Origin of the sequence: Exiguobacterium sp. UBA6309 (assembly GCF_002439205.1) — a bacterium.
Classification (GTDB): Bacteria; Bacillota; Bacilli; order Exiguobacteriales; family Exiguobacteriaceae; genus Exiguobacterium_A.
Map to the genome: position 1 here is coordinate 162774 of NZ_DJTL01000017.1, position 18384 is coordinate 181157.

At 46.6% G+C, this 18384-nt stretch carries 23 protein-coding genes; all 23 read left to right on the forward strand.

Going from position 1 to position 18384, the window contains the following annotated elements; all coding sequences use genetic code 11:
- Positions 1 to 8: 8 nt before the first annotated feature.
- On the forward strand, positions 9 to 1127 hold the full coding sequence (locus B3M90_RS05140) for a flagellar hook-length control protein FliK (RefSeq protein ID WP_290782837.1): 1119 nt from the start codon (positions 9 to 11) through the stop codon (positions 1125 to 1127).
- Positions 1120 to 1590: a flagellar hook capping FlgD N-terminal domain-containing protein gene (locus B3M90_RS05145; protein WP_214854517.1), complete on the forward strand. Its 471-nt coding sequence runs from the start codon at positions 1120 to 1122 to the stop codon at positions 1588 to 1590. The genes B3M90_RS05140 and B3M90_RS05145 overlap by 8 nt, the downstream gene beginning before the upstream one ends.
- Complete coding sequence (flgG, locus tag B3M90_RS05150; RefSeq protein ID WP_214854514.1) at positions 1590 to 2444, forward strand: flagellar basal body rod protein FlgG; 855 nt, start codon at positions 1590 to 1592, stop codon at positions 2442 to 2444. Before B3M90_RS05145 ends, flgG begins: the two co-directional genes overlap by 1 nt.
- Positions 2441 to 2677, forward strand: coding sequence for a flagellar FlbD family protein (locus tag B3M90_RS05155; RefSeq protein WP_214854512.1), 237 nt, complete (start codon positions 2441 to 2443; stop codon positions 2675 to 2677). The genes flgG and B3M90_RS05155 overlap by 4 nt, the downstream gene beginning before the upstream one ends.
- A 19-nt stretch (positions 2678 to 2696) precedes the next feature.
- Positions 2697 to 3101 carry a flagellar basal body-associated FliL family protein gene (locus B3M90_RS05160; protein ID WP_290782840.1) on the forward strand — a complete coding sequence of 135 codons (405 nt, stop codon included), beginning with the start codon at positions 2697 to 2699 and terminating at the stop codon, positions 3099 to 3101.
- 9 nt (positions 3102 to 3110) lie between these two features.
- Positions 3111 to 4094: a flagellar motor switch protein FliM gene (gene fliM, locus B3M90_RS05165; RefSeq protein ID WP_029342065.1), complete on the forward strand. Its 984-nt coding sequence runs from the start codon at positions 3111 to 3113 to the stop codon at positions 4092 to 4094.
- A gap of 1 nt (position 4095) precedes the next feature.
- Positions 4096 to 5214 carry a flagellar motor switch phosphatase FliY gene (fliY, locus tag B3M90_RS05170; RefSeq protein ID WP_290782842.1) on the forward strand — a complete coding sequence of 373 codons (1119 nt, stop codon included), beginning with the start codon at positions 4096 to 4098 and terminating at the stop codon, positions 5212 to 5214.
- A gap of 12 nt (positions 5215 to 5226) precedes the next feature.
- The gene (locus tag B3M90_RS05175) at positions 5227 to 5592 is read left to right on the forward strand and encodes a response regulator (RefSeq protein WP_035407009.1); all 366 of its coding nucleotides are present in this window, start codon (positions 5227 to 5229) and stop codon (positions 5590 to 5592) included.
- Positions 5589 to 6080 (forward strand): flagellar biosynthetic protein FliO, encoded by a 492-nt coding sequence (locus tag B3M90_RS05180; protein ID WP_214854506.1) that lies wholly within the window; start codon positions 5589 to 5591, stop codon positions 6078 to 6080. The genes B3M90_RS05175 and B3M90_RS05180 overlap by 4 nt, the downstream gene beginning before the upstream one ends.
- Positions 6077 to 6745 carry a flagellar type III secretion system pore protein FliP gene (gene fliP, locus B3M90_RS05185; protein WP_035407016.1) on the forward strand — a complete coding sequence of 223 codons (669 nt, stop codon included), beginning with the start codon at positions 6077 to 6079 and terminating at the stop codon, positions 6743 to 6745. Before B3M90_RS05180 ends, fliP begins: the two co-directional genes overlap by 4 nt.
- 11 nt (positions 6746 to 6756) lie before the next feature.
- Positions 6757 to 7029: a flagellar biosynthesis protein FliQ gene (gene fliQ / locus B3M90_RS05190; protein ID WP_023468705.1), complete on the forward strand. Its 273-nt coding sequence runs from the start codon at positions 6757 to 6759 to the stop codon at positions 7027 to 7029.
- Entirely contained in the window at positions 7026 to 7793 is a 768-nt protein-coding gene (fliR, locus tag B3M90_RS05195) for a flagellar biosynthetic protein FliR (protein WP_035407018.1), read from the forward strand. The genes fliQ and fliR overlap by 4 nt, the downstream gene beginning before the upstream one ends.
- Positions 7794 to 7797: 4 nt before the next feature.
- Positions 7798 to 8889 (forward strand): flagellar biosynthesis protein FlhB, encoded by a 1092-nt coding sequence (gene flhB / locus B3M90_RS05200; RefSeq protein WP_035407021.1) that lies wholly within the window; start codon positions 7798 to 7800, stop codon positions 8887 to 8889.
- A 14-nt stretch (positions 8890 to 8903) separates the two neighbouring features.
- Positions 8904 to 10928: a flagellar biosynthesis protein FlhA gene (gene flhA / locus B3M90_RS05205; RefSeq protein WP_290782845.1), complete on the forward strand. Its 2025-nt coding sequence runs from the start codon at positions 8904 to 8906 to the stop codon at positions 10926 to 10928.
- Positions 10929 to 10931: 3 nt separating this feature from the next.
- Positions 10932 to 11975 carry a flagellar biosynthesis protein FlhF gene (locus tag B3M90_RS05210; RefSeq protein WP_035407027.1) on the forward strand — a complete coding sequence of 348 codons (1044 nt, stop codon included), beginning with the start codon at positions 10932 to 10934 and terminating at the stop codon, positions 11973 to 11975.
- Positions 11972 to 12826, forward strand: a complete 855-nt coding sequence (locus B3M90_RS05215) for a MinD/ParA family protein (protein ID WP_214854501.1) — start codon at positions 11972 to 11974, stop codon at positions 12824 to 12826. Before B3M90_RS05210 ends, B3M90_RS05215 begins: the two co-directional genes overlap by 4 nt.
- Before the next feature lie 21 nt (positions 12827 to 12847).
- Entirely contained in the window at positions 12848 to 14851 is a 2004-nt protein-coding gene (locus tag B3M90_RS05220; protein ID WP_214854498.1) for a chemotaxis protein CheA, read from the forward strand.
- A gap of 11 nt (positions 14852 to 14862) precedes the next feature.
- Positions 14863 to 15291 carry a chemotaxis protein CheW gene (locus B3M90_RS05225; protein ID WP_214854495.1) on the forward strand — a complete coding sequence of 143 codons (429 nt, stop codon included), beginning with the start codon at positions 14863 to 14865 and terminating at the stop codon, positions 15289 to 15291.
- The gene (locus tag B3M90_RS05230) at positions 15284 to 15892 is read left to right on the forward strand and encodes a chemotaxis protein CheC (RefSeq protein WP_035407039.1); all 609 of its coding nucleotides are present in this window, start codon (positions 15284 to 15286) and stop codon (positions 15890 to 15892) included. Before B3M90_RS05225 ends, B3M90_RS05230 begins: the two co-directional genes overlap by 8 nt.
- A complete protein-coding gene (locus B3M90_RS05235) occupies positions 15885 to 16367 on the forward strand; it encodes a chemotaxis protein CheD (RefSeq protein ID WP_035407042.1) in 483 nt (160 codons plus the stop codon). The genes B3M90_RS05230 and B3M90_RS05235 overlap by 8 nt, the downstream gene beginning before the upstream one ends.
- Before the next feature lie 13 nt (positions 16368 to 16380).
- Complete coding sequence (locus tag B3M90_RS05240; RefSeq protein WP_035407044.1) at positions 16381 to 17154, forward strand: FliA/WhiG family RNA polymerase sigma factor; 774 nt, start codon at positions 16381 to 16383, stop codon at positions 17152 to 17154.
- An 11-nt stretch (positions 17155 to 17165) separates the two neighbouring features.
- The gene (locus B3M90_RS05245; RefSeq protein ID WP_214854492.1) at positions 17166 to 17594 is read left to right on the forward strand and encodes a hypothetical protein; all 429 of its coding nucleotides are present in this window, start codon (positions 17166 to 17168) and stop codon (positions 17592 to 17594) included.
- A gap of 129 nt (positions 17595 to 17723) precedes the next feature.
- A partial coding sequence (gene rpsB, locus B3M90_RS05250) for a 30S ribosomal protein S2 (protein ID WP_290782850.1) occupies positions 17724 to 18384 on the forward strand: 661 nt, incomplete at its 3' end.

Below are 18384 nucleotides of genomic sequence, written 5' to 3' on the forward strand. Positions count from 1 at the left end.
GAAGCCAGATGAACATGACGGAAGTAATACAATCATCCTCCCCGAACTTGAATACTGGAACAGGGAAAAAAGGAGAGATGACCACGGTTGGTGGTCAATTTGCTTCGTTACTGGATTATCTGACGAAGTTACCAACAACGTCATCGTCACCGGTCTCAGCTGATTTGACAGCACTCGAGACAAAAGTGGAGACACCACTATTACCGGATTGGATACAAGAACTCGTAGATCAACCGGACGAGCTTCTCTCTTTACTGAAACAACCGGAAGTAGAGACGTTAAAACAAGAACCAAAGAAAATGGAACAACTACTAGCGTTCGTCAAACAATTGCTTGAGGGAAATGTCGAGCAGGCGAAAAATCAGTTCGATCAATTGCCACCATTGCTTCAGCAAGTCGTCTTGCAGACAGTAACGAACGATACGATCAAAATGAAAGATCATCATACGAACAACTTAAAACAACCATTACTTCCTACGATTGAAGGAGACATTTCCGCGTTGCCTGTGAAACAGACGCTCCCGCAAACTGGTCCTATTGTCGAAACGCTCAAGTCGGACACTGTAGCTGTATCTGAGCAGGCAAAAGGAAAGACACCGCTTCCGTTGGCATTCGCTTCACTCATGCGAAAAGCGACCATGCCCGTTGATTCAGAAGGAAAAGTCGCGCCGACTCCAATGAGCATGCCGATTTACAAAGGTACTCCGTTGCAAACGATTCGTCCAGTGCCGCTACCTGTCCCAGAACAGATTCAACAACGGATTGAGGCCGCACTGCAACAAGCACCATTCATAAAAGGTGCGGATGGGTCCACACGATTGTCGATTCGCCTGTACCCAGAGCAACTTGGTGAGGTTGTCGTTCGACTCGATCGTAAAGAAGGGACATTGACTGTCAAACTATTTGCGAGCACCGAGCAAGCAAAACAATCAATCGAGCAACAACTTGGGAAATTACAAACCGTCTTGCATCAACAGACGCCAGTCGTAAAGATCGAGACGGGGATGATTGCTTCGAGTGCGCGGGAGTTCCAACAATCTTTCACACGTGATCAGCAGGAGCATGAGTCACCGTATCAAGAGACACCCGTTCCAGTAGACGAAGAAGAGGAGGAAGACGATGACTGAGGCAATCAAAACGGATAGTAGTTCATACCAGCTTCCTGAAAAATCACAGGTACCGACGAATAAAGCGATGGATAAGGATATGTTCATGAAAATTCTGATTGCCCAGCTTTCGAATCAGGATCCAACAGCACCGATGGAAGACAAGGATTTCATCGCTCAAATGGCCCAGTTTTCGTCGCTGGAACAGATGCAAGCAATCGGGAAGACGATGGATACGATGGTCTTGAACCAACATGCAACAGCATTGCTGTCCTACAGCAATCTGATTGGTAAAAAAGTCAGTTATGAAGCGGAGTCGAAGACGACGGATGCTTCAGGTGCTGAGCAGACGACGACCGTCGAAGAGACAGCCAGTGTCGTTAGTGTAAAACGGGATGGGCTGGATATCATGGCCGAACTATCGAACGGAAAACAGATCAGTGTTTACGAGTTGACGCAGATTCAATCAAAGGAGGAAAAATAATGTTACGTTCAATGTATTCAGGAATCAGTGGGCTTAAGAACTTCCAGACAAAACTGGATGTCGTCGGGAATAACATCGCGAACGTCAACACGTTCGGTTATAAAAAAGGACGGGTGACGTTTAAAGACCTCGTCAGTCAATCGGTCGGCTCATCATCTGGTGCAGGCGGCAATGTCGGTGGGACGAACCCGAAACAGGTCGGTCTTGGAGCATCGATGTCAACAGTCGATAATGTGTATAACCAAGGTGCGCTTCAAAATACGGGTCGCGTTCTCGATGTCGGGATCTCTGGGGAAGGATTCTTCCAGGTCGTCACAGCGGAAGGGATTCGTTATACGCGTTCTGGTAACTTCTATACGGATCTTGATGGAAACTTAGTTACCGGCGACGGAAACTATTTAATTGGTAGTGACTCTCAAGCAATTGCAGATGGGGAGACACCACCGGTACCCCTTCCGGAAGCAGGTGGTGCAGGATTCCAAAAACTAAAAGTACCAACGGATGCACGTAACTTATCGATTGGTAAAGACGGTCTCGTCACTTACGTCGATACGACGGGAGCATTGCAAAACGTCGGTTATATCACGATCGCGAACTTTGCTAACCCAGGTGGTCTAGAAAAATCAGGTGTCAACGTATTCGCCGCATCACAGAACTCAGGTCCACCGGTACTCGGAACACCGAGCTTGAACGGAATGGGACAGTTGACGTCGGGAACGCTTGAGATGTCGAACGTCGACTTATCAGAAGAATTCACGGAGATGATCATTGCTCAACGTGGTTTCCAGGCGAATACACGAATCATCACGACATCGGACCAGGTTCTTGAGGAACTAGTCAATTTGAAACGATGATCACGTTAACGACATTACGTAACGCACCACTCGTACTGAACGCCGTGTTGATCGAATCCGTCCGTTCTACACCGGATACGACGATTCAACTCATCGGAGGACAGATTTATGTCGTGAAGGAATCAATGGAAGAGGTCAAAGCAATCGCAATCGCTTTTTATCAAGAAATCGGATTAGCGGGCTTGAACAGTGTAAGGAGGCTCGAAGATGGCCGAGGAAAAGAAGAAGAGTAAACTGAAAATCCCCTTGATCATGATCATTGTTGCAGCATTGATGATCGGGGCAGGATACATGATCATGAATTATTTTTTAGCAAATGACATGACGGAAGCAAAAGTTGAACAACCGACAGGTGAAGAACTTGATGCACGAAGTCTGCAAACGGACGACTTGACAACGAACATCGCTGACGAACGTTTCTTAAATGTTCAGTTCACGATCGTCACCGATGATCAAGCAACACGTGACGATTTAGAATTACGAAAGTTTCAAATCAATAACATCATCTTGGGTGACCTTTCGGCTATGAAAAAGTCGGACTTAGACTCAAAAGCTGATATGGAGAAGCTTGAAGAGCGGTTACGGATGCAATTCAAAAAGCTCATCCAAGAAGGCGATGTCCAGCGTGTCTACACGACGAAAAAAATCATCCAGTGAGGTGGCAGCATGAGCGAAGTATTATCCCAACATGAAATCGATGCCTTGCTATCAGCCATTTCAAGCGGAGATATGGAAGTCGAGGAAATCCGAAGTCAAGAGGAGCAGCGTCGAGTCAAGGTCTATGACTTTAAACGAGCACTCCGTTTCTCAAAAGATCAATTACGGAATTTGACGCGTATTCATGAACAGTTCGCCCGAGTCTTGACGACACATTTTTCTGCACAACTTCGGACATATGTTCAGTTCACGGTTAATACGGTCGAACAACTTCCGTATGATGAATTCATTCATTCCATTCCGAACATGACGTTGATCAATCTAGTCAATCTTCATCCACTTGATGGAAAAGTCTTATTTGAAGTCAATCCGAACATCGCCTATGCGATGCTCGATCGTTTACTTGGGGGACCAGGTGAAGGAATGAACAAGATCGAGAATTTGACGGAAATCGAGACACGTATACTAACACAACTGTTCAAGCGTGCCTTCGTTCAATACGGGGCGGCTTGGGAGTCGGTAACGGAAGTCGAAGCGGAATACGATGATTTGGAAATCAATCCGCAGTTCCTGCAACTGGTCTCTCCAAATGAGACAGTCATCCTCGTCTCGATTTACGTAACGGTCGGAGAAGTGAGCGGTACGTTGAATGTCTGTTTGCCGTTCGTGACCCTTGAATCCGTTCTTCCGAAATTATCAAGTCATTATTGGATGCAACAAGAAAAGCGAACGACAGCAGATAATCAAGAGTCTGAACACATGCAAACGCAGTTGATGAGTTCCGTCGTCGATTTAAAAGCAGTGCTCGGCCAAACAGAGCTTTCGTTTGGTGAATTGTTACACCTCGAAGTAGGCGATTGTTTATCCCTGAAGACACGAGCCTCGGATGCCGTCGATGTATTCGTCGACGACCGGAAGATGTTTAAGGCGCGACCGGGATTAAACGGGAAACACCTCGCTTTGCAAGTCTTACAACGAATTGAGGAGGAATAACATGAGCGATATGCTTTCGCAAGATGAAATCGATGCGTTATTACGCGGAACGCCATCCACCGATGAACCGCAAGAGCCAGACGTAAAGGAAATACTAGATGACATGGAGATTGATGCATTAGGGGAGGTCGGAAATATCTCACTTGGTAATTCAGCAACGGCCTTATCGGCATTGTTGAATCAAAAAGTAGAGATTACGACACCGCACGTCCGAATGATCTCCATGGAAGAATTACGCAGTCGCTATCCGATCCCGCACGTCGCGCTACGTGTCGGTTATACAGAAGGGTTCAAAGGAGAAAACGTCCTGATCCTGACACAGCGAGATGCTTCCGTCATCGCGAACCTGATGATGGGAGGCGATGGCGTCATCGACGAGTCGCTGGAGATGGACCCGATTGCTCTATCTGCCGTACAGGAAGCGATGAACCAGATGATGGGAGCAGCTGCTACCTCGATGTCGACTGTATTCTCGATGCGAATCGATATTTCGCCGCCAGCAGTTGAAATCTTCGACTTTTCTCAAGATAAGAGTATCGTCGATAGCTTTTCTCTTTGGGAGAACATGGTCATCATCGAGTTTGATCTTAAGATCGGCACGATGATCGATTCAAAAATCGTTCAATTAGCACCACTGGACTTCTCGAAACAATTGATTCAAAAACTCTTTAGCGCGAGTACGACTCAGCAAGCAGCGCCTGCACCACAAGTAACGGAGCAAGCACAATCATCACCATCACCACCATCGGCGCCAGCAACGGCACAACAAACTACAGTTGCATCACCTGAACTGAAAGCAACGCCAGTCGGTGTCAGTCCGGTTCAATTCAGCCAATTAGGTGAGATGGAAGTAGAGGGTACGCCAGGAAATATTGGGATGTTATATGACGTTCCGTTGAACGTCACGGTTGAGTTAGGACGGACACGTCGCTCCGTTCGTGACATATTGGAATTGACACAAGGTTCCGTGATTGAGCTGGATAAACTGGCAGGGGAACCGGTTGACGTTCTCGTCAACAATACATTGATCGCAACGGGGGAAGTGGTCGTCATCGAAGAGAACTTCGGTGTACGCATTACAGAAATCGTAAATACAAAAGAACGTCTTCGGATGTTCTAAGGAGGAACTAATATGAGTGCAAAAGTATTAATCGTAGACGACGCCGCTTTCATGCGGATGATGATCAAGGAAATCTTATCGAAGAACGGCTATGATGTCGTCGGTGAAGCAGAAAACGGACGCGAAGCGGTCTCTAAGTACAAGGAATTGACACCGGACCTCGTCACGCTAGACATTACGATGCCTGAGATGGACGGAATCTCTGCGCTTAAAGAAATCAAAGCGTTTAACCCTGCCGCTAAAGTCATCATGTGTTCAGCAATGGGGCAACAGTCGATGGTCATCGATGCGATTCAAGCAGGTGCAAAAGATTTCATCGTTAAACCGTTCCAAGCGGATCGTGTGCTTGAAGCGGTCTCGAAAACTGTCTCGTCATGAAAAAAGTGACTTTGCTGATTTGTCTCCTGTTTCTGCTTGCGCTTCCTGTGCAAGCGGAAACAGTCGAAGAAAAATTGAATCCAACTCAGAGCGATGCACCGACGACTCAGCAAGTCGATGAGAGTCCTTCCATGGCGTTGACTATCTTCAAAGGAGTCGTCGTTCTCGTCGTTTTGATCGGCGGATTCATCCTCGTGACACGATTCATTCATGAACGGACACGAGGTGTGAGACATTCTGGTCGATTGACTCACCTAGGTGGTGTACCACTAGGAAAGGATCGATCCGTCCAGTTAGTGAAGGTGCAGGACAAGATTTATGTCGTGGGTGTTGGAGAGAACGTACAGTTGTTAGATACACTTGATGATTTAGAGGGATATGAGCCGATGGATCTTGAAGAGTCTTCATCTAAAACGGGATCTTCACCGTTTCTTGAGACATTCAAACAACAACTCGAACAATTGCAAAAGAATCGAGGACGCTCATGAACACGATTGAAAATCTAATCTCACTTGATACTCCTTCAGGAACGGCGACATCGATCAAACTACTCGTATTGCTGACATTATTGTCACTAGCCCCTTCATTACTGATCTTGATGACTTGTTTTACGCGTGTCGTCGTCGTGTTGTCTTTTGTCCGTTCTGCCCTTGGAACACAACAAACGCCGCCGAACCAGCTACTCGTTGGACTGGCACTGTTCATCACGCTGTTCGTCATGTCACCCGTTTTATCAGAATTGAACACGACAGCCTTGAAACCGTATATGGCAGATAAAATCAGTCAAGATGAGGCATTTGATAAAGCTGGGGATACGATGAAGCGATTCATGTCAAAACACACGCGAACGAATGATTTAGAGTTGTTCTTAAAATACGGCAATTATGAAAAACCGAAAAAGATTGAAGATATTCCACTCGTCGCACTTGTTCCAGCATATGCGATTAGTGAATTGAAGACGGCTTTTCAAATCGGATTCATGATCTTCATTCCATTCCTTGTCATTGATATGGTCGTCTCGAGTGTCTTGATGTCGATGGGGATGATGATGTTACCGCCGGTCATGATTGCCTTACCGTTTAAACTTTTGTTATTTATTTTAGTCGATGGCTGGCACCTGATCGTTGAATCACTGCTCGTCAGTATGCGTTAGGGGGAGAGAAGATGACTCAAGAAATGATTATTCAGTTGGCAAGCTCTGCTGTCTGGACATTACTAAAAGTATCAGCTCCCTTGTTACTGGTCTCGCTCGTCGTCGGTCTGCTCGTCAGTATTTTGCAGGCGACGACACAGATTCAGGAACAGACGCTATCGTTCGTTCCGAAGATCGTTGCCGTATTTTTAGCACTCGTTTTTTTCGGACCATGGATCATGCAGGAATTACAGACCTTTACGATTGACTTATTTAAGCAAATCGCTGAGGTTTCCCGCAAATGACGTTACTATCTTTCCTGAGTGTTTTTTTGCTCGTCTTTGGACGAATCGTCGGTTTTCTTGTCGCAGCTCCATTGTTTTCGTCCAAGCAATTACCAGCGCAACATAAATTAGCGCTTGCGGCCGGTCTTGCTTACTTTGCGAGTTACGCTGTAAAGACAGACGTTCGAGTAGAAGACTTCGATTTTTTCTTTCGGATGGGAACGGAAGTTTTAGTGGGTCTAGCGCTTGGCTTACTTGCTAGTTTTTTATTGTATGCGCCACAAATTGCCGGTTCGATCATCGATTTGCAGATGGGTCTCGCGATGGCTTCGGCTTATGACCCGATGTTTGGTGGACAGTCACCGATCGTCGGACGATTTTATTACATGTTGACGTTACTTGTTCTACTCGCTTCTGATATGCATTTAATCCTGCTTGACGGAATCTACACGAGTTTTCAAATCTTTCCGCCGGGCAGTCTGCTTGCGGTATCGGGCGACGCTGGGATGAGTCTTGTCATCCGGGTCGTTGGGCTTGCCATGTTAACTGCGTTACAAATGGCGATGCCACTTGTCGTTTCCCTATTTTTAGTGGATCTCGCACTCGGATTCCTCGCGAAGACGGCACCTCAGTTCAACATTTTCGCGATTGGTTTTTCCGTCAAACTGCTGATGGGATATGTGATTCTATTTTTATTAGCAGGTGCAACGATCACAGGAATCGGTCGATTCGTTCCGTTGTTGCAGGATGTACTTGCAGATGCCATTCGTTTACTAGGAGGTTGAGGACATGCATTCATATCGATTACGCCTTGATCTTCAGTATTTCGCTGGTGAAAAGACGGAAAAGGCGACACCTCGAAAGCGGGATGACTCCCGAAAGAAGGGACAAGTCGCAAAATCAGCAGATTTAACAAGCAGTTTCATGTTGTTCGCCATGTTTCTCGTCCTCTATTTTTTTGGTCCGTTTCTAGGACGGCGTTTCGTTCTCGTCCTGCAAGATGGTCTTAGTGCTAGTCAAGTCCTGCAAGCGGTCGAAGAAGGACGAGTTGAACAGATTCTCATCGAGATGCTGATGCAAATGGGGATTTTAGTCGCACCTTTCTTTTTAACAGCGGTCGTGATTGGTATTCTCGGAAACTTCGTCCAAATCGGTGTGCTTTTAAGCGGTGAGGCGATTCAGCCGAAACTGGACCGGATCAATCCGCTTCAAGGCGTCAAACGGATCGTGAGCGTCAAAGCGCTCGTCGAGTTTTTGAAATCGGTCTTTAAACTGCTGGTGATCGGTGTAACAAGTGGAACAGTCTTATGGAACAACAAGGTCGAGATTTCGAGATTGACCTCGGAACCGATTGGCGATGCGTTAGCTATCATTGGTCATTTAACATTTTTACTCGGTTTATCGGTCAGTATCGCCTTGATTGCATTAGCCATTCTTGATTTTGCCTATCAGAAATTTGATTTCGAGAAGTCGATCCGAATGAGTAAGCAGGATTTAAAGGATGAGCATAAAAACACAGAGGGTGACCCTCAAATCAAAGGAAAGATTAAACAACAACAACGGGAGATGGCGATGCGGCGGATGATGCAAGAAATACCAAATGCCGACGTCGTCATCACGAACCCGACCCATTATGCGGTAGCGATCCAATACGATGACGGTAAACATATGGCACCGATCGTCGTTGCGAAAGGCGTAGATGCTGTCGCGTTCCGGATTCGGGAGAAGGCGACAGCAGCTGAGGTCCCGATTGTTGAAAACCGTCCGCTCGCGCGGGCGTTGTTCGCTCAATCAGAAATTGGTATGGCAGTGGATGAAACGTTCTATCAGGCGCTCGCTGAAACACTCGCCTTTGTCTATCAACTGAAACAAGCAAAATGAAAGGGTGAAGCATCATGAGTATATCAACACGAGATTTAACGGTCCTGCTAGGCGTCATCATGATCGTCTTCATGCTCGTCATTCCACTGCCCGCTATCATGCTCGACTTTTTGATCATCATCAATATTCTCATTGCCTTGATGGTATTGCTCGTTGCGATGAATGCCAAAGAGGCACTAGAGTTTTCTGTCTTTCCGACATTGTTATTGATCGTTACCTTGTTTCGTCTTGCGCTTAACGTCTCGACGACACGGGCAATCCTGTCAAACGGAAACGGTGGCGAAGTCATTGAAGCATTTGGTGATTTCGTCGTCGGCGGTAAGCCGCTCGTCGGCTTCGTCGTCTTCTTGATTCTCGTCTTAATCCAGTTCCTCGTCATCACGAAGGGTTCGGAACGGGTCTCGGAAGTGTCGGCACGTTTTACGCTTGATGCGATGCCAGGGAAACAGATGGCAATCGATGCTGACTTGAATTCCGGTATGATCGATGAATTACAAGCTCGGACCCGCCGCCAAAAAATCCAGTCTGAAGCAGACTTTTACGGTGCGATGGACGGTGCCTCGAAGTTCGTTAAAGGAGATGCGATCGCCGGAATCATCATCGTCATCATCAACTTAATCTTCGGTATGATCATCGGTGTCGTTCAGCAAGGTTTACCGATGGCGGATTCAGTCGAACTGTACACGTTACTGACAGTCGGAGACGGACTTGTCAGTCAGATTCCAGCCCTTTTAATTTCGGTTGCGACCGGGATCATCGTCACGCGCTCGACTTCAGACGGAAACCTCGGTGAGGATGTCATCGGTCAATTGGCACGGACACCTTTACTTGTCGGAATCGCAGCTGGGGCGATCTTCTTACTCGGATTGTTCACGGCGATTCCCGACTACGTCACGATGCCGATTGCAATCCTGTTCGGCTTCTTCGCTTGGCGGATGAAGCAGACGACGAAGACGATGCAAGAAGAAGTTGCGGTCGAAGAAGCACCGAGTGAAAACTTACGATCAAGCGAATCAGTCATTTCCTTACTCAATGTCGATACGATTGAATTCGAATTCGGTTACGGATTGATTCCACTCGCTGATGAAGCCCAAGGCGGCGATTTACTCGATCGTGTCGTCATGATTCGTCGGCAGCTAGCGCTTGAACTTGGATTCGTTCTACCGACCGTTCGGATTCGCGATCATCTGCAGTTATCCCCGAACCAGTATCGAATCAAGATTCGCGGAAGTGAGATGGCAAGTGGTGAGCTTTTACTGGATCATTACTTAGCGATGAGCCCAGGTGTCGATGATCCAGAAATTCGAGGTATCGAAACGGTCGAACCAGCCTTCGGTATGCCAGCACTCTGGATTGATGAACAGACACGTAGTCGAGCAGAGATGTCAGGGTATACGGTCGTTGATCCACCATCTGTCGTCGCGACACATTTGACGGAGCTCTTGAAGAAACATGCCGCTGAATTACTCGGACGAGAAGAGACGAAACAATTGGTCGACCATTTGAAGGAATCGCATCCGATTCTAGTCGAAGAAGTCACACCACAGCTGTTATCGATCGGTGAACTTCAAAAAGTATTCGTTCAATTACTAAAAGAAAAAGTCTCGATTCGAAATCTACCATTGATTTTCGAAACGCTCGCAGATTATGCAGCTGTGACGAAAGACAGCGAATTGCTCGCGGAATATGTTCGTCAATCCTTATCGCGTCAAATTACGGAACAGGTCATGCAAGGAGATGTCTTGCACGTCGTGACGATCTCAAGTGAGATGGAACTGGATATCCAGTCGGCCATCCAAAAGACTGAGTTCGGTAATTATTTAGCGCTTGATCCCGAAAAGGCGACACGTTTCATCGAGACGTTGCAAGAGCGAGCAATGGAATTCGAACGATACGGGGCGCATCCGATCATCCTGACTTCTCCAAGTATCCGGATGTTCGTTCGTCAATTGACAGAACGCTATTTTCCAGATATTCCGATTTTGTCCTATAACGAATTAATGCCGACGATCGAAGTCAAGAGTATTGGGGTGATTTAAGAGATGATAGTCAAAAAAGTCACGGCGGATTCTGTTAGCGAGGCCATGGAACGGATCAAACGCGAACTCGGGAACGATGCCATTATATTAAATACTCGCCACATCAAAGTGGGCGGATTCTTTGGTTTATTTGCGAAGAAAAAAGTGGAATTGGTTGCATCGGTGGATGAACATGTCTCAAGCGAACCTGTCGTCTCGAAGCAAGCAACGAGTCGACAGGAGGTTGTGGAAATTATCCAACCAGTACCAGTGCGTCCGACGATTGTTACGGTCGGCGAGCGACCATTACCAAAAGAATTGCGACATTATGCGCCGTTACTGGCTGAACCAGCGTTACAGCAGGTATCTGAACGATTACACGAGCGGTTATTGACTGCGTATTATCAAACACAACAAACGGAGTTAACGGATCTCTTGACGGAAGAAGTGAAAGCGTCATTACGCGTGACACCGTCGACTGCACGGTATGTCATGTTGACAGGACCGACGGGTGTCGGAAAGACAACGACCATCGCTAAGCTTGCTGCTCACCATGCTCTCATTAAAAATCAACGAGTTGGACTCATCACGACCGATACATACCGGATCTCAGCGATTGAACAATTAAAAACATATGCAGACATATTAGGCATTCCGATTCATGTCGCATATGACTTGGATGATTTCGAACGAGCCAAGCAGGCGTTAGCATCGTGTGACATCGTACTTGTCGATACAGCGGGGCGAAATTTCTTAGACGAAGCGTATGTGGAGCAGTTACGAAGTCGGCATGATTTTGCGGATACGGATGTATTTTTGGTTCTTAGTTTGACCTCGAAATACCGAGATTTATTACAAATCCACGACCGTTTCGGCAAGATTCCCTTATCCGGAATCGTCTTTTCGAAAGCAGATGAAACAAGTGAACTCTGGTCGATATTCGGACTCGCGACCGAGACGAAGTTGCCGATCTATTGTGTGACGACGGGGCAAGAAGTGCCGGAAGACATCACGTTCGCTACGGCGGATGAGTTATCCCGAATGATTGTCGAGAGAGGGATGAGATGATGCGAGAAGATCAAGCACGTGTCTTACGATCTAAAGTGACCGTCAAGGAAACGAAGACGATTGCCATCGTGAGTGGAAAAGGTGGCGTCGGTAAAACGAATATCGCGGTGAATCTTGGCGTGGCATTATCGTTGCAAGAAAAACGAGTGCTTTTGATTGATCTTGATATTGGAATGGCGAACATCGGGATTCTATTCGGTAAATCGTCGAAGTCATCCTTGATGGAATGCGTCAAACGACGAGAATCACTCCAGCACGCAATCGTGGAACAGTCTCCGTCTCTTCATTTCATTCATGGCGGAAGTGGTTTTGCAGAATTGACGAATCTGACGAAGGAAGACGTGATGTTCCTTCTACGGGAGTTCCAATTTTTCTATGAATATGACTATGTGTTACTCGATTTAGGAGCCGGTGCGAATCATCAGACATTTGATTTCATCAGTAGTGCAGACGAAGCATGGTTGATTGTCACGCCAGAGCCGACTTCGATCATGGACGGATATGCGTTTGTCAAACTGGCACACCATCATGCGACGGATCTTCCGATTTCCGTTGTTGTCAATCGGGCGACGAATGGTGGGGAAGCACTTGAAACGTTTGATCGACTAGCTCTCGTCAGCCAACAGTTCTTGCAAAAACCTCTTCGCTTTACCGGTTTTTTACCAGAAGATCCGACAGTCGTTAAAGCAGTCAAGGCACAGATGCCATTTTATTTAATGGATCGAACGAGCGACGTCAGTTGGCGGCTCGATCACATCACGACATCGTTAACAGGTGTACAAGTCAAGGAACGGAAGTTTTTAGATCGATTGTTACATCGTCTGAAAAAAAGAAAAGATCATGTCCGTTAAGATTAAAGGAGGGTATCAGTCATGGACTTAAATGAATATGTGGGGTTGTTCCTCGATGAGTCGATGGAGCATTTACAAGCAATCAATACAAGCTTATTAGTTTTTGAGGAGCGGCGAGACGACGAGGCGGTCATCGATCAAATTTTCCGTTCTGCCCATACGTTAAAAGGAATGGCAGGAACGATGGGATACGACGCAATTGCTGACTTAACGCACGAGATGGAGAGTGCCCTTGATTTAGTCAGATCGAAAAAACAACCTGCTACTGCTGAACTGATCGATGTTCTCTTCGTAGCCGCCGAGCAATTAGAGACGATGGTAGAAGATATCAGTCGAGGTGGGAAAGGAAAGCTTGACGTCACTGAAACAGTGAGACGTTTACAGCAGTTCATTCGTCCCGAGCAAGAAGAAATCGTTCCAGTTACATCTATAGTTGCTTCACAAACCTTTGAATGCGACGTTTACTCGGAGGCAGTCGTCAAACAATCGATTGCATCCGGTTATCAAGCGTATATCGTCCACGTCGAACTCTCGGCGGACGTCATTTTAAAAGCGGCACGCGTTTATATGGTGTTTGATCGTTTACAACAACTCGGAGATGTCATCTTATCGAACCCGACATCTGATGAACTGGAGCAGGAGCATTTTGAGACGACGTTCTCAGTCTTGTTCGTGACGCAACAAGATCAGGTGACGATTCAAGAAGCGATTGCTTCTGTATCCGAAGTTGCGACAGTAACGATCGACACATTCGAGACAACACCTGAAGCGGAGGTGGCGACGTCCACACTGCCGCAGGAAGTTCCTGTGCCGACATCTGTCTCTGCATCAGTAGCTTCACCGGAATCATCCGACCAGACAGACATATCTGCGCCTGTCGCTTCGAAAACGATTCGTGTTAACCTCGAGCGAATCGATCGTTTGATGAACCTGTTCGAAGAGTTCATCATCGATCGCGGACGTTTGGAGCGTATTGCAGCAGAAGTCAGCTCACCTGAATTGACAGATACGGTCGAACGGATCAAACGAGGTACGAATGAATTGCAATCGCTCGTCCTAACGTTACGGATGATGCCGATCGAACAAGTGTTCAACCGATTCCCACGAATGGTGCGTTCCGTTTCGAAAGATGTCGGAAAACATATCAAATTACACATTACGGGTGCCGAGACGGAACTTGACCGTACAGTTATCGATGAGATCGGTGATCCACTCGTCCACTTGATCCGAAATGCCATTGATCATGGGATTGAGAACAAGGCAGAACGTATTTTAGCAAATAAGCCGGTCGAAGGAAATCTTTCGCTACGTGCTTATCACTCAGGAAACCGGGTCTTCATCGAGATTGAAGATGATGGAGCCGGTATCAATCACGAACGTGTCACACGAATCGCGATTGAAAAAGGATTGATCACGGAAGAAGAGGCAATGCAATTAACGATGGAAGAGGCTTCGATGCTGTTATTTGCACCTGGTTTCTCGACGGCAGAAGAAGTCACCGACTTGTCTGGTCGTGGTGTTGGTCTCGATGTCGTCAAATCGAAGATCGAGTCACTGGGCGGAGAAGTGTTCGTCGAGACACGTCGAGGAGAAGGAACGATTTTCCGAATCAGTTTACCACTGACGCTATCGATCATCTCAGCCATGCTCGTAGAACTCGGACAAGAGACGTATGCGATTCCATTGACTGCCATCATCGAAACAACCTCTTTACGTAAATCAGCCATTCTACAAGCACACCGGGAAAAAGTATTTGATTTCCGTGGGCAGTTGGTTCCGCTTATTTCGTTAAATGAGGTTTATGGGTTGCCGCAACATGAGGCAGAAGCCTATTCGGTCGTCGTCGTCCGGAGTGGTGAAAAATTAGCTGGTTTGATTGTATCTGAATTGATTGGTCAACAAGAGATCGTCATGAAACCACTTGGCAGTTATCTTGAAGGAATCCGTGCCATTTCTGGTGCGACGATTCTTGGAGACGGGCAAGTCGCGTTGATCATTGACAGCAATGCACTATTACGGAAGTGAGGGGAACGAAGATGGAACAAAAATGGGTTGTTTTTCAATTAGAAGATAATGCATACGGTATTGATGTACAGTCTGTTCGTTCAATCGAACGGCTCATCCCGATCACGCGGATTCCGAACGCTGCATCTTATGTCAAAGGAGTCATCAATTTACGCGGTGTCGTTACGCCCGTGATTGATTTGCGTGCTCGTCTTGGATTCGAGTTAGTGGAAGAGACAGAAGAGACACGCATCATCATCGCCACTTTAGAGCATGGAGATGCTGGATTCATCGTCGACCGGGCAAACGAAGTCGTCGAATCAACGGATGTTCGCATTGAACCGCTCAGTGAACAAAAGCAGGAGGATGCCTCATATTTGACTGCAGTCGCCAAAGGCGATCAGCAATTGTTCTCGTTGATTGAACCGAATCGCTTATTTGAGGACATCGTTCATGCTTAACCCAAACGAACGTGACATCTTAAGAGAAGTCGGCAACATTGGAGCCGGTCACGCGGCAACGGCACTTTCTACTTTACTCGGACAGCCGATTGAGATCGAAGTCCCTTCTGCTGAGCTGGAGGATTTCACGACGATCGTCGAGCGAAGTGGAGGAGCTGAGACGTATACTGCTGGTGCATTATTACGTTTTTCTGGAGACATTCAAGCCACGTTACTCTTTTTGATGCCACTACGCGATGCAGAAAAACTTGTGAGTCAATTGATGCAGACGGAATTCCACTTTTTTTCTGAATCCCACGAAATGGGGGTTTCCGCATGGGAAGAAATTGGGAATATTTTGATAGGAGCGTATGCTCGGGCTATCTCCGATTGGCTTAACTTATCGTTACATGTCAGTGTTCCTGCATCGGCGTTTGATATGGTAGGTGCGTTACTTGAAGTAGCCTTACTTGAATCAACGACTCCTGGAAATATGGCTGTCTATATTGACACGCACTTGTCTAGTGCAGGAAACGATTTGACCGGACATTTACTTTTGTTGCCTGAAGCTAACGCCTTTCAGACGGTCTTTGAACGATTGGGTGTGGACATGAATGGATGAAATCGTACGGATTGGCATTGCGGAGTACGCCATCAGTAAGCACCCCGTCATTTTACGAACGGCAGGTCTTGGATCGTGTGTAGGCGTTGTCATCTACGACCTGGAACAAGGGTTATCGAGTATGGCGCATGTCATGTTACCTGATTCAGCTATCAGTCGGAATCGGGAGCTTGAAGTCGGGAAGTTTGCCGATACGGCAATTCTAGAAGTAGCCCGCCAACTTCGAGCAAGTGGTGCCATCCGATTACGTGCGAAGATTGCTGGTGGGGCTCAGATGTTTCAATTTAAATATGAACATGAATCAATGCGGATCGGTGAGCGAAACATCGCTGCGGTCAAAGCAATGCTTCAACAAGTCAAAATTCCACTCGTTGCTGAAGATGTTGGCGGCACGAATGGACGAACGATCGAGTTCCACTCACAATCAGGGCGTCTCGTCATCCGGACGGTGAATGTCGGGACGCTGGAAATCTAGAGGAGGAATGGTCATGCGTGAGGAATTACAACAACTTTGGGATCGATGGCTGACCACACGCGATATTGCGGTGGCAGACCTGTTACTTCACAATTATGAACCACTTGTTCAATACCACGTTCAGCGTTTAAGTGCGACATTGCCTAAAAGTGTCGATCGAGACGAGTTGAAAAGTTTAGGGATGATGGGATTGTACGATGCGCTTCAAAAATTCGATCAAAATCATAATAATAAATTCGACACGTATGCCGCCTTTCGGATTCGAGGAGCTATTTTAGATGGGCTTCGTAAAATCGATTGGTTACCACGTTCCTTACGCGAAAAAGCAAAGCGGGTCGAGGCAGCTGTCGAGATCCTAGAACAATCCTTGCAACGGACGCCGACGATAGAAGAAGTCTCTTCTATCGTCAATATGACACCAGACGAGGTCAAGGGTGCGTTAGCAGAAAGTTATTTCGCGAATGTATTATCGATCGATGAAGCAGTCACGTTACAAGATGAGGGAAAAGCGATGACCGTCTCCTATCTTGATCCGGATACCGCTACACCAGAAGATATGTTGTTAATGCGTGAGTTGATTGCTAAACTGGCAGAGGAAGTCGAAGGGTTATCAGAAAAAGAACAACTTGTCGTTTCTTTGTTCTACTATGAGGAATTGACGCTTACTGAAATTGGTGAAGTTCTCGGACTCTCGACTTCCCGTATTTCGCAAATCCATTCCAAAGCGCTTCGTAAGTTGAAAAATGCGCTCGGAAGTGCCTATTTAGCAGATCGTGTCGCCATGTGAAAGGGAGAATTATGACTGTCGTTTATATCTTATTAGCTGCACTCGTCTGTTATGCCCTGCTAGTTTTATTTCGTCAGCAGGCGGCGCTCAAAGACCGGATCACACATTTAGAACGCGAAAAAAACGAGACGGAACAAGTGTTATTACATTTCATGGAGCACGTCAACGCCATGACGGATACATCTATATATGAGACAACCGAACCCGTTGATCAAGTACCGGATGCGTCTTTACAAATAGTGCAAGTTGCTACAAATGAGAAGCCAGAAACCGTCGAAGTCGAACGGTCCGTTTCAAAGGAACCATCGTTAACGGATGTCAAGCAGGCACTACGAGAAGGAGCAGATCTTGAGACGCTTGCACGATCTTTGAATCGGGGGACCGGCGAGGTGGCTTTGATTGCTAAACTTTCTCATCAAACGAAGGTTGCCCCTCGGTAATCTTTATGCTATATTAGTCTACGGTGTTAATTACGCACGCATGTATCGCCAGCTGCGGTGCCTTTAATAGGTTAGCTGGACAGACGATCATCGCGGAGGACATCCAAAACCCAAAAGGAGGAATTCATCATGGCAGTAATCTCGATGAAACAATTGTTAGAAGCTGGTGTACACTTCGGTCACCAAACACGCCGTTGGAACCCAAAAATGGCAAAATACATCTTCACAGAACGGAACGGAATCTACATCATCGACCTTCAAAAAACGGTCAAAAAAGTAGACGAAGCATATAACTTCATCCGTGAAGTAGCGTCTGAAGGCGGAAACGTTCTTTTCGTTGGTACGAAAAAACAAGCTCAAGACACTGTGAAAGAAGAAGCGATCCGTGCAGGTCAATACTTCATCAACGAACGTTGGTTAGGTGGAACTCTCACGAACTTCTCTACAATCAAAAAACGTATCAACCGTTTGAAACAACTCGAAAAAATGGAAGAGAACGGTACATTCGAAGTTCTTCCTAAAAAAGAAGTCATCATTCTTAAAAAAGAAATGACTCGTCTTGAGAAATTCCTCGGCGGTATCAAAGATATGCCAGGTGTTCCGGATGCACTCTTCATCGTTGACCCACGCAAAGAGCGTATCGCGATTGCAGAAGCACACAAACTCAACATCCCAATCGTTGCGATTGTTGATACTAACTGTGATCCAGACGAAATCGACTACGTCATCCCAGCGAACGACGATGCGATCCGTGCAGTCAAATTGCTCACTGGTAAAATGGCTGACGCAA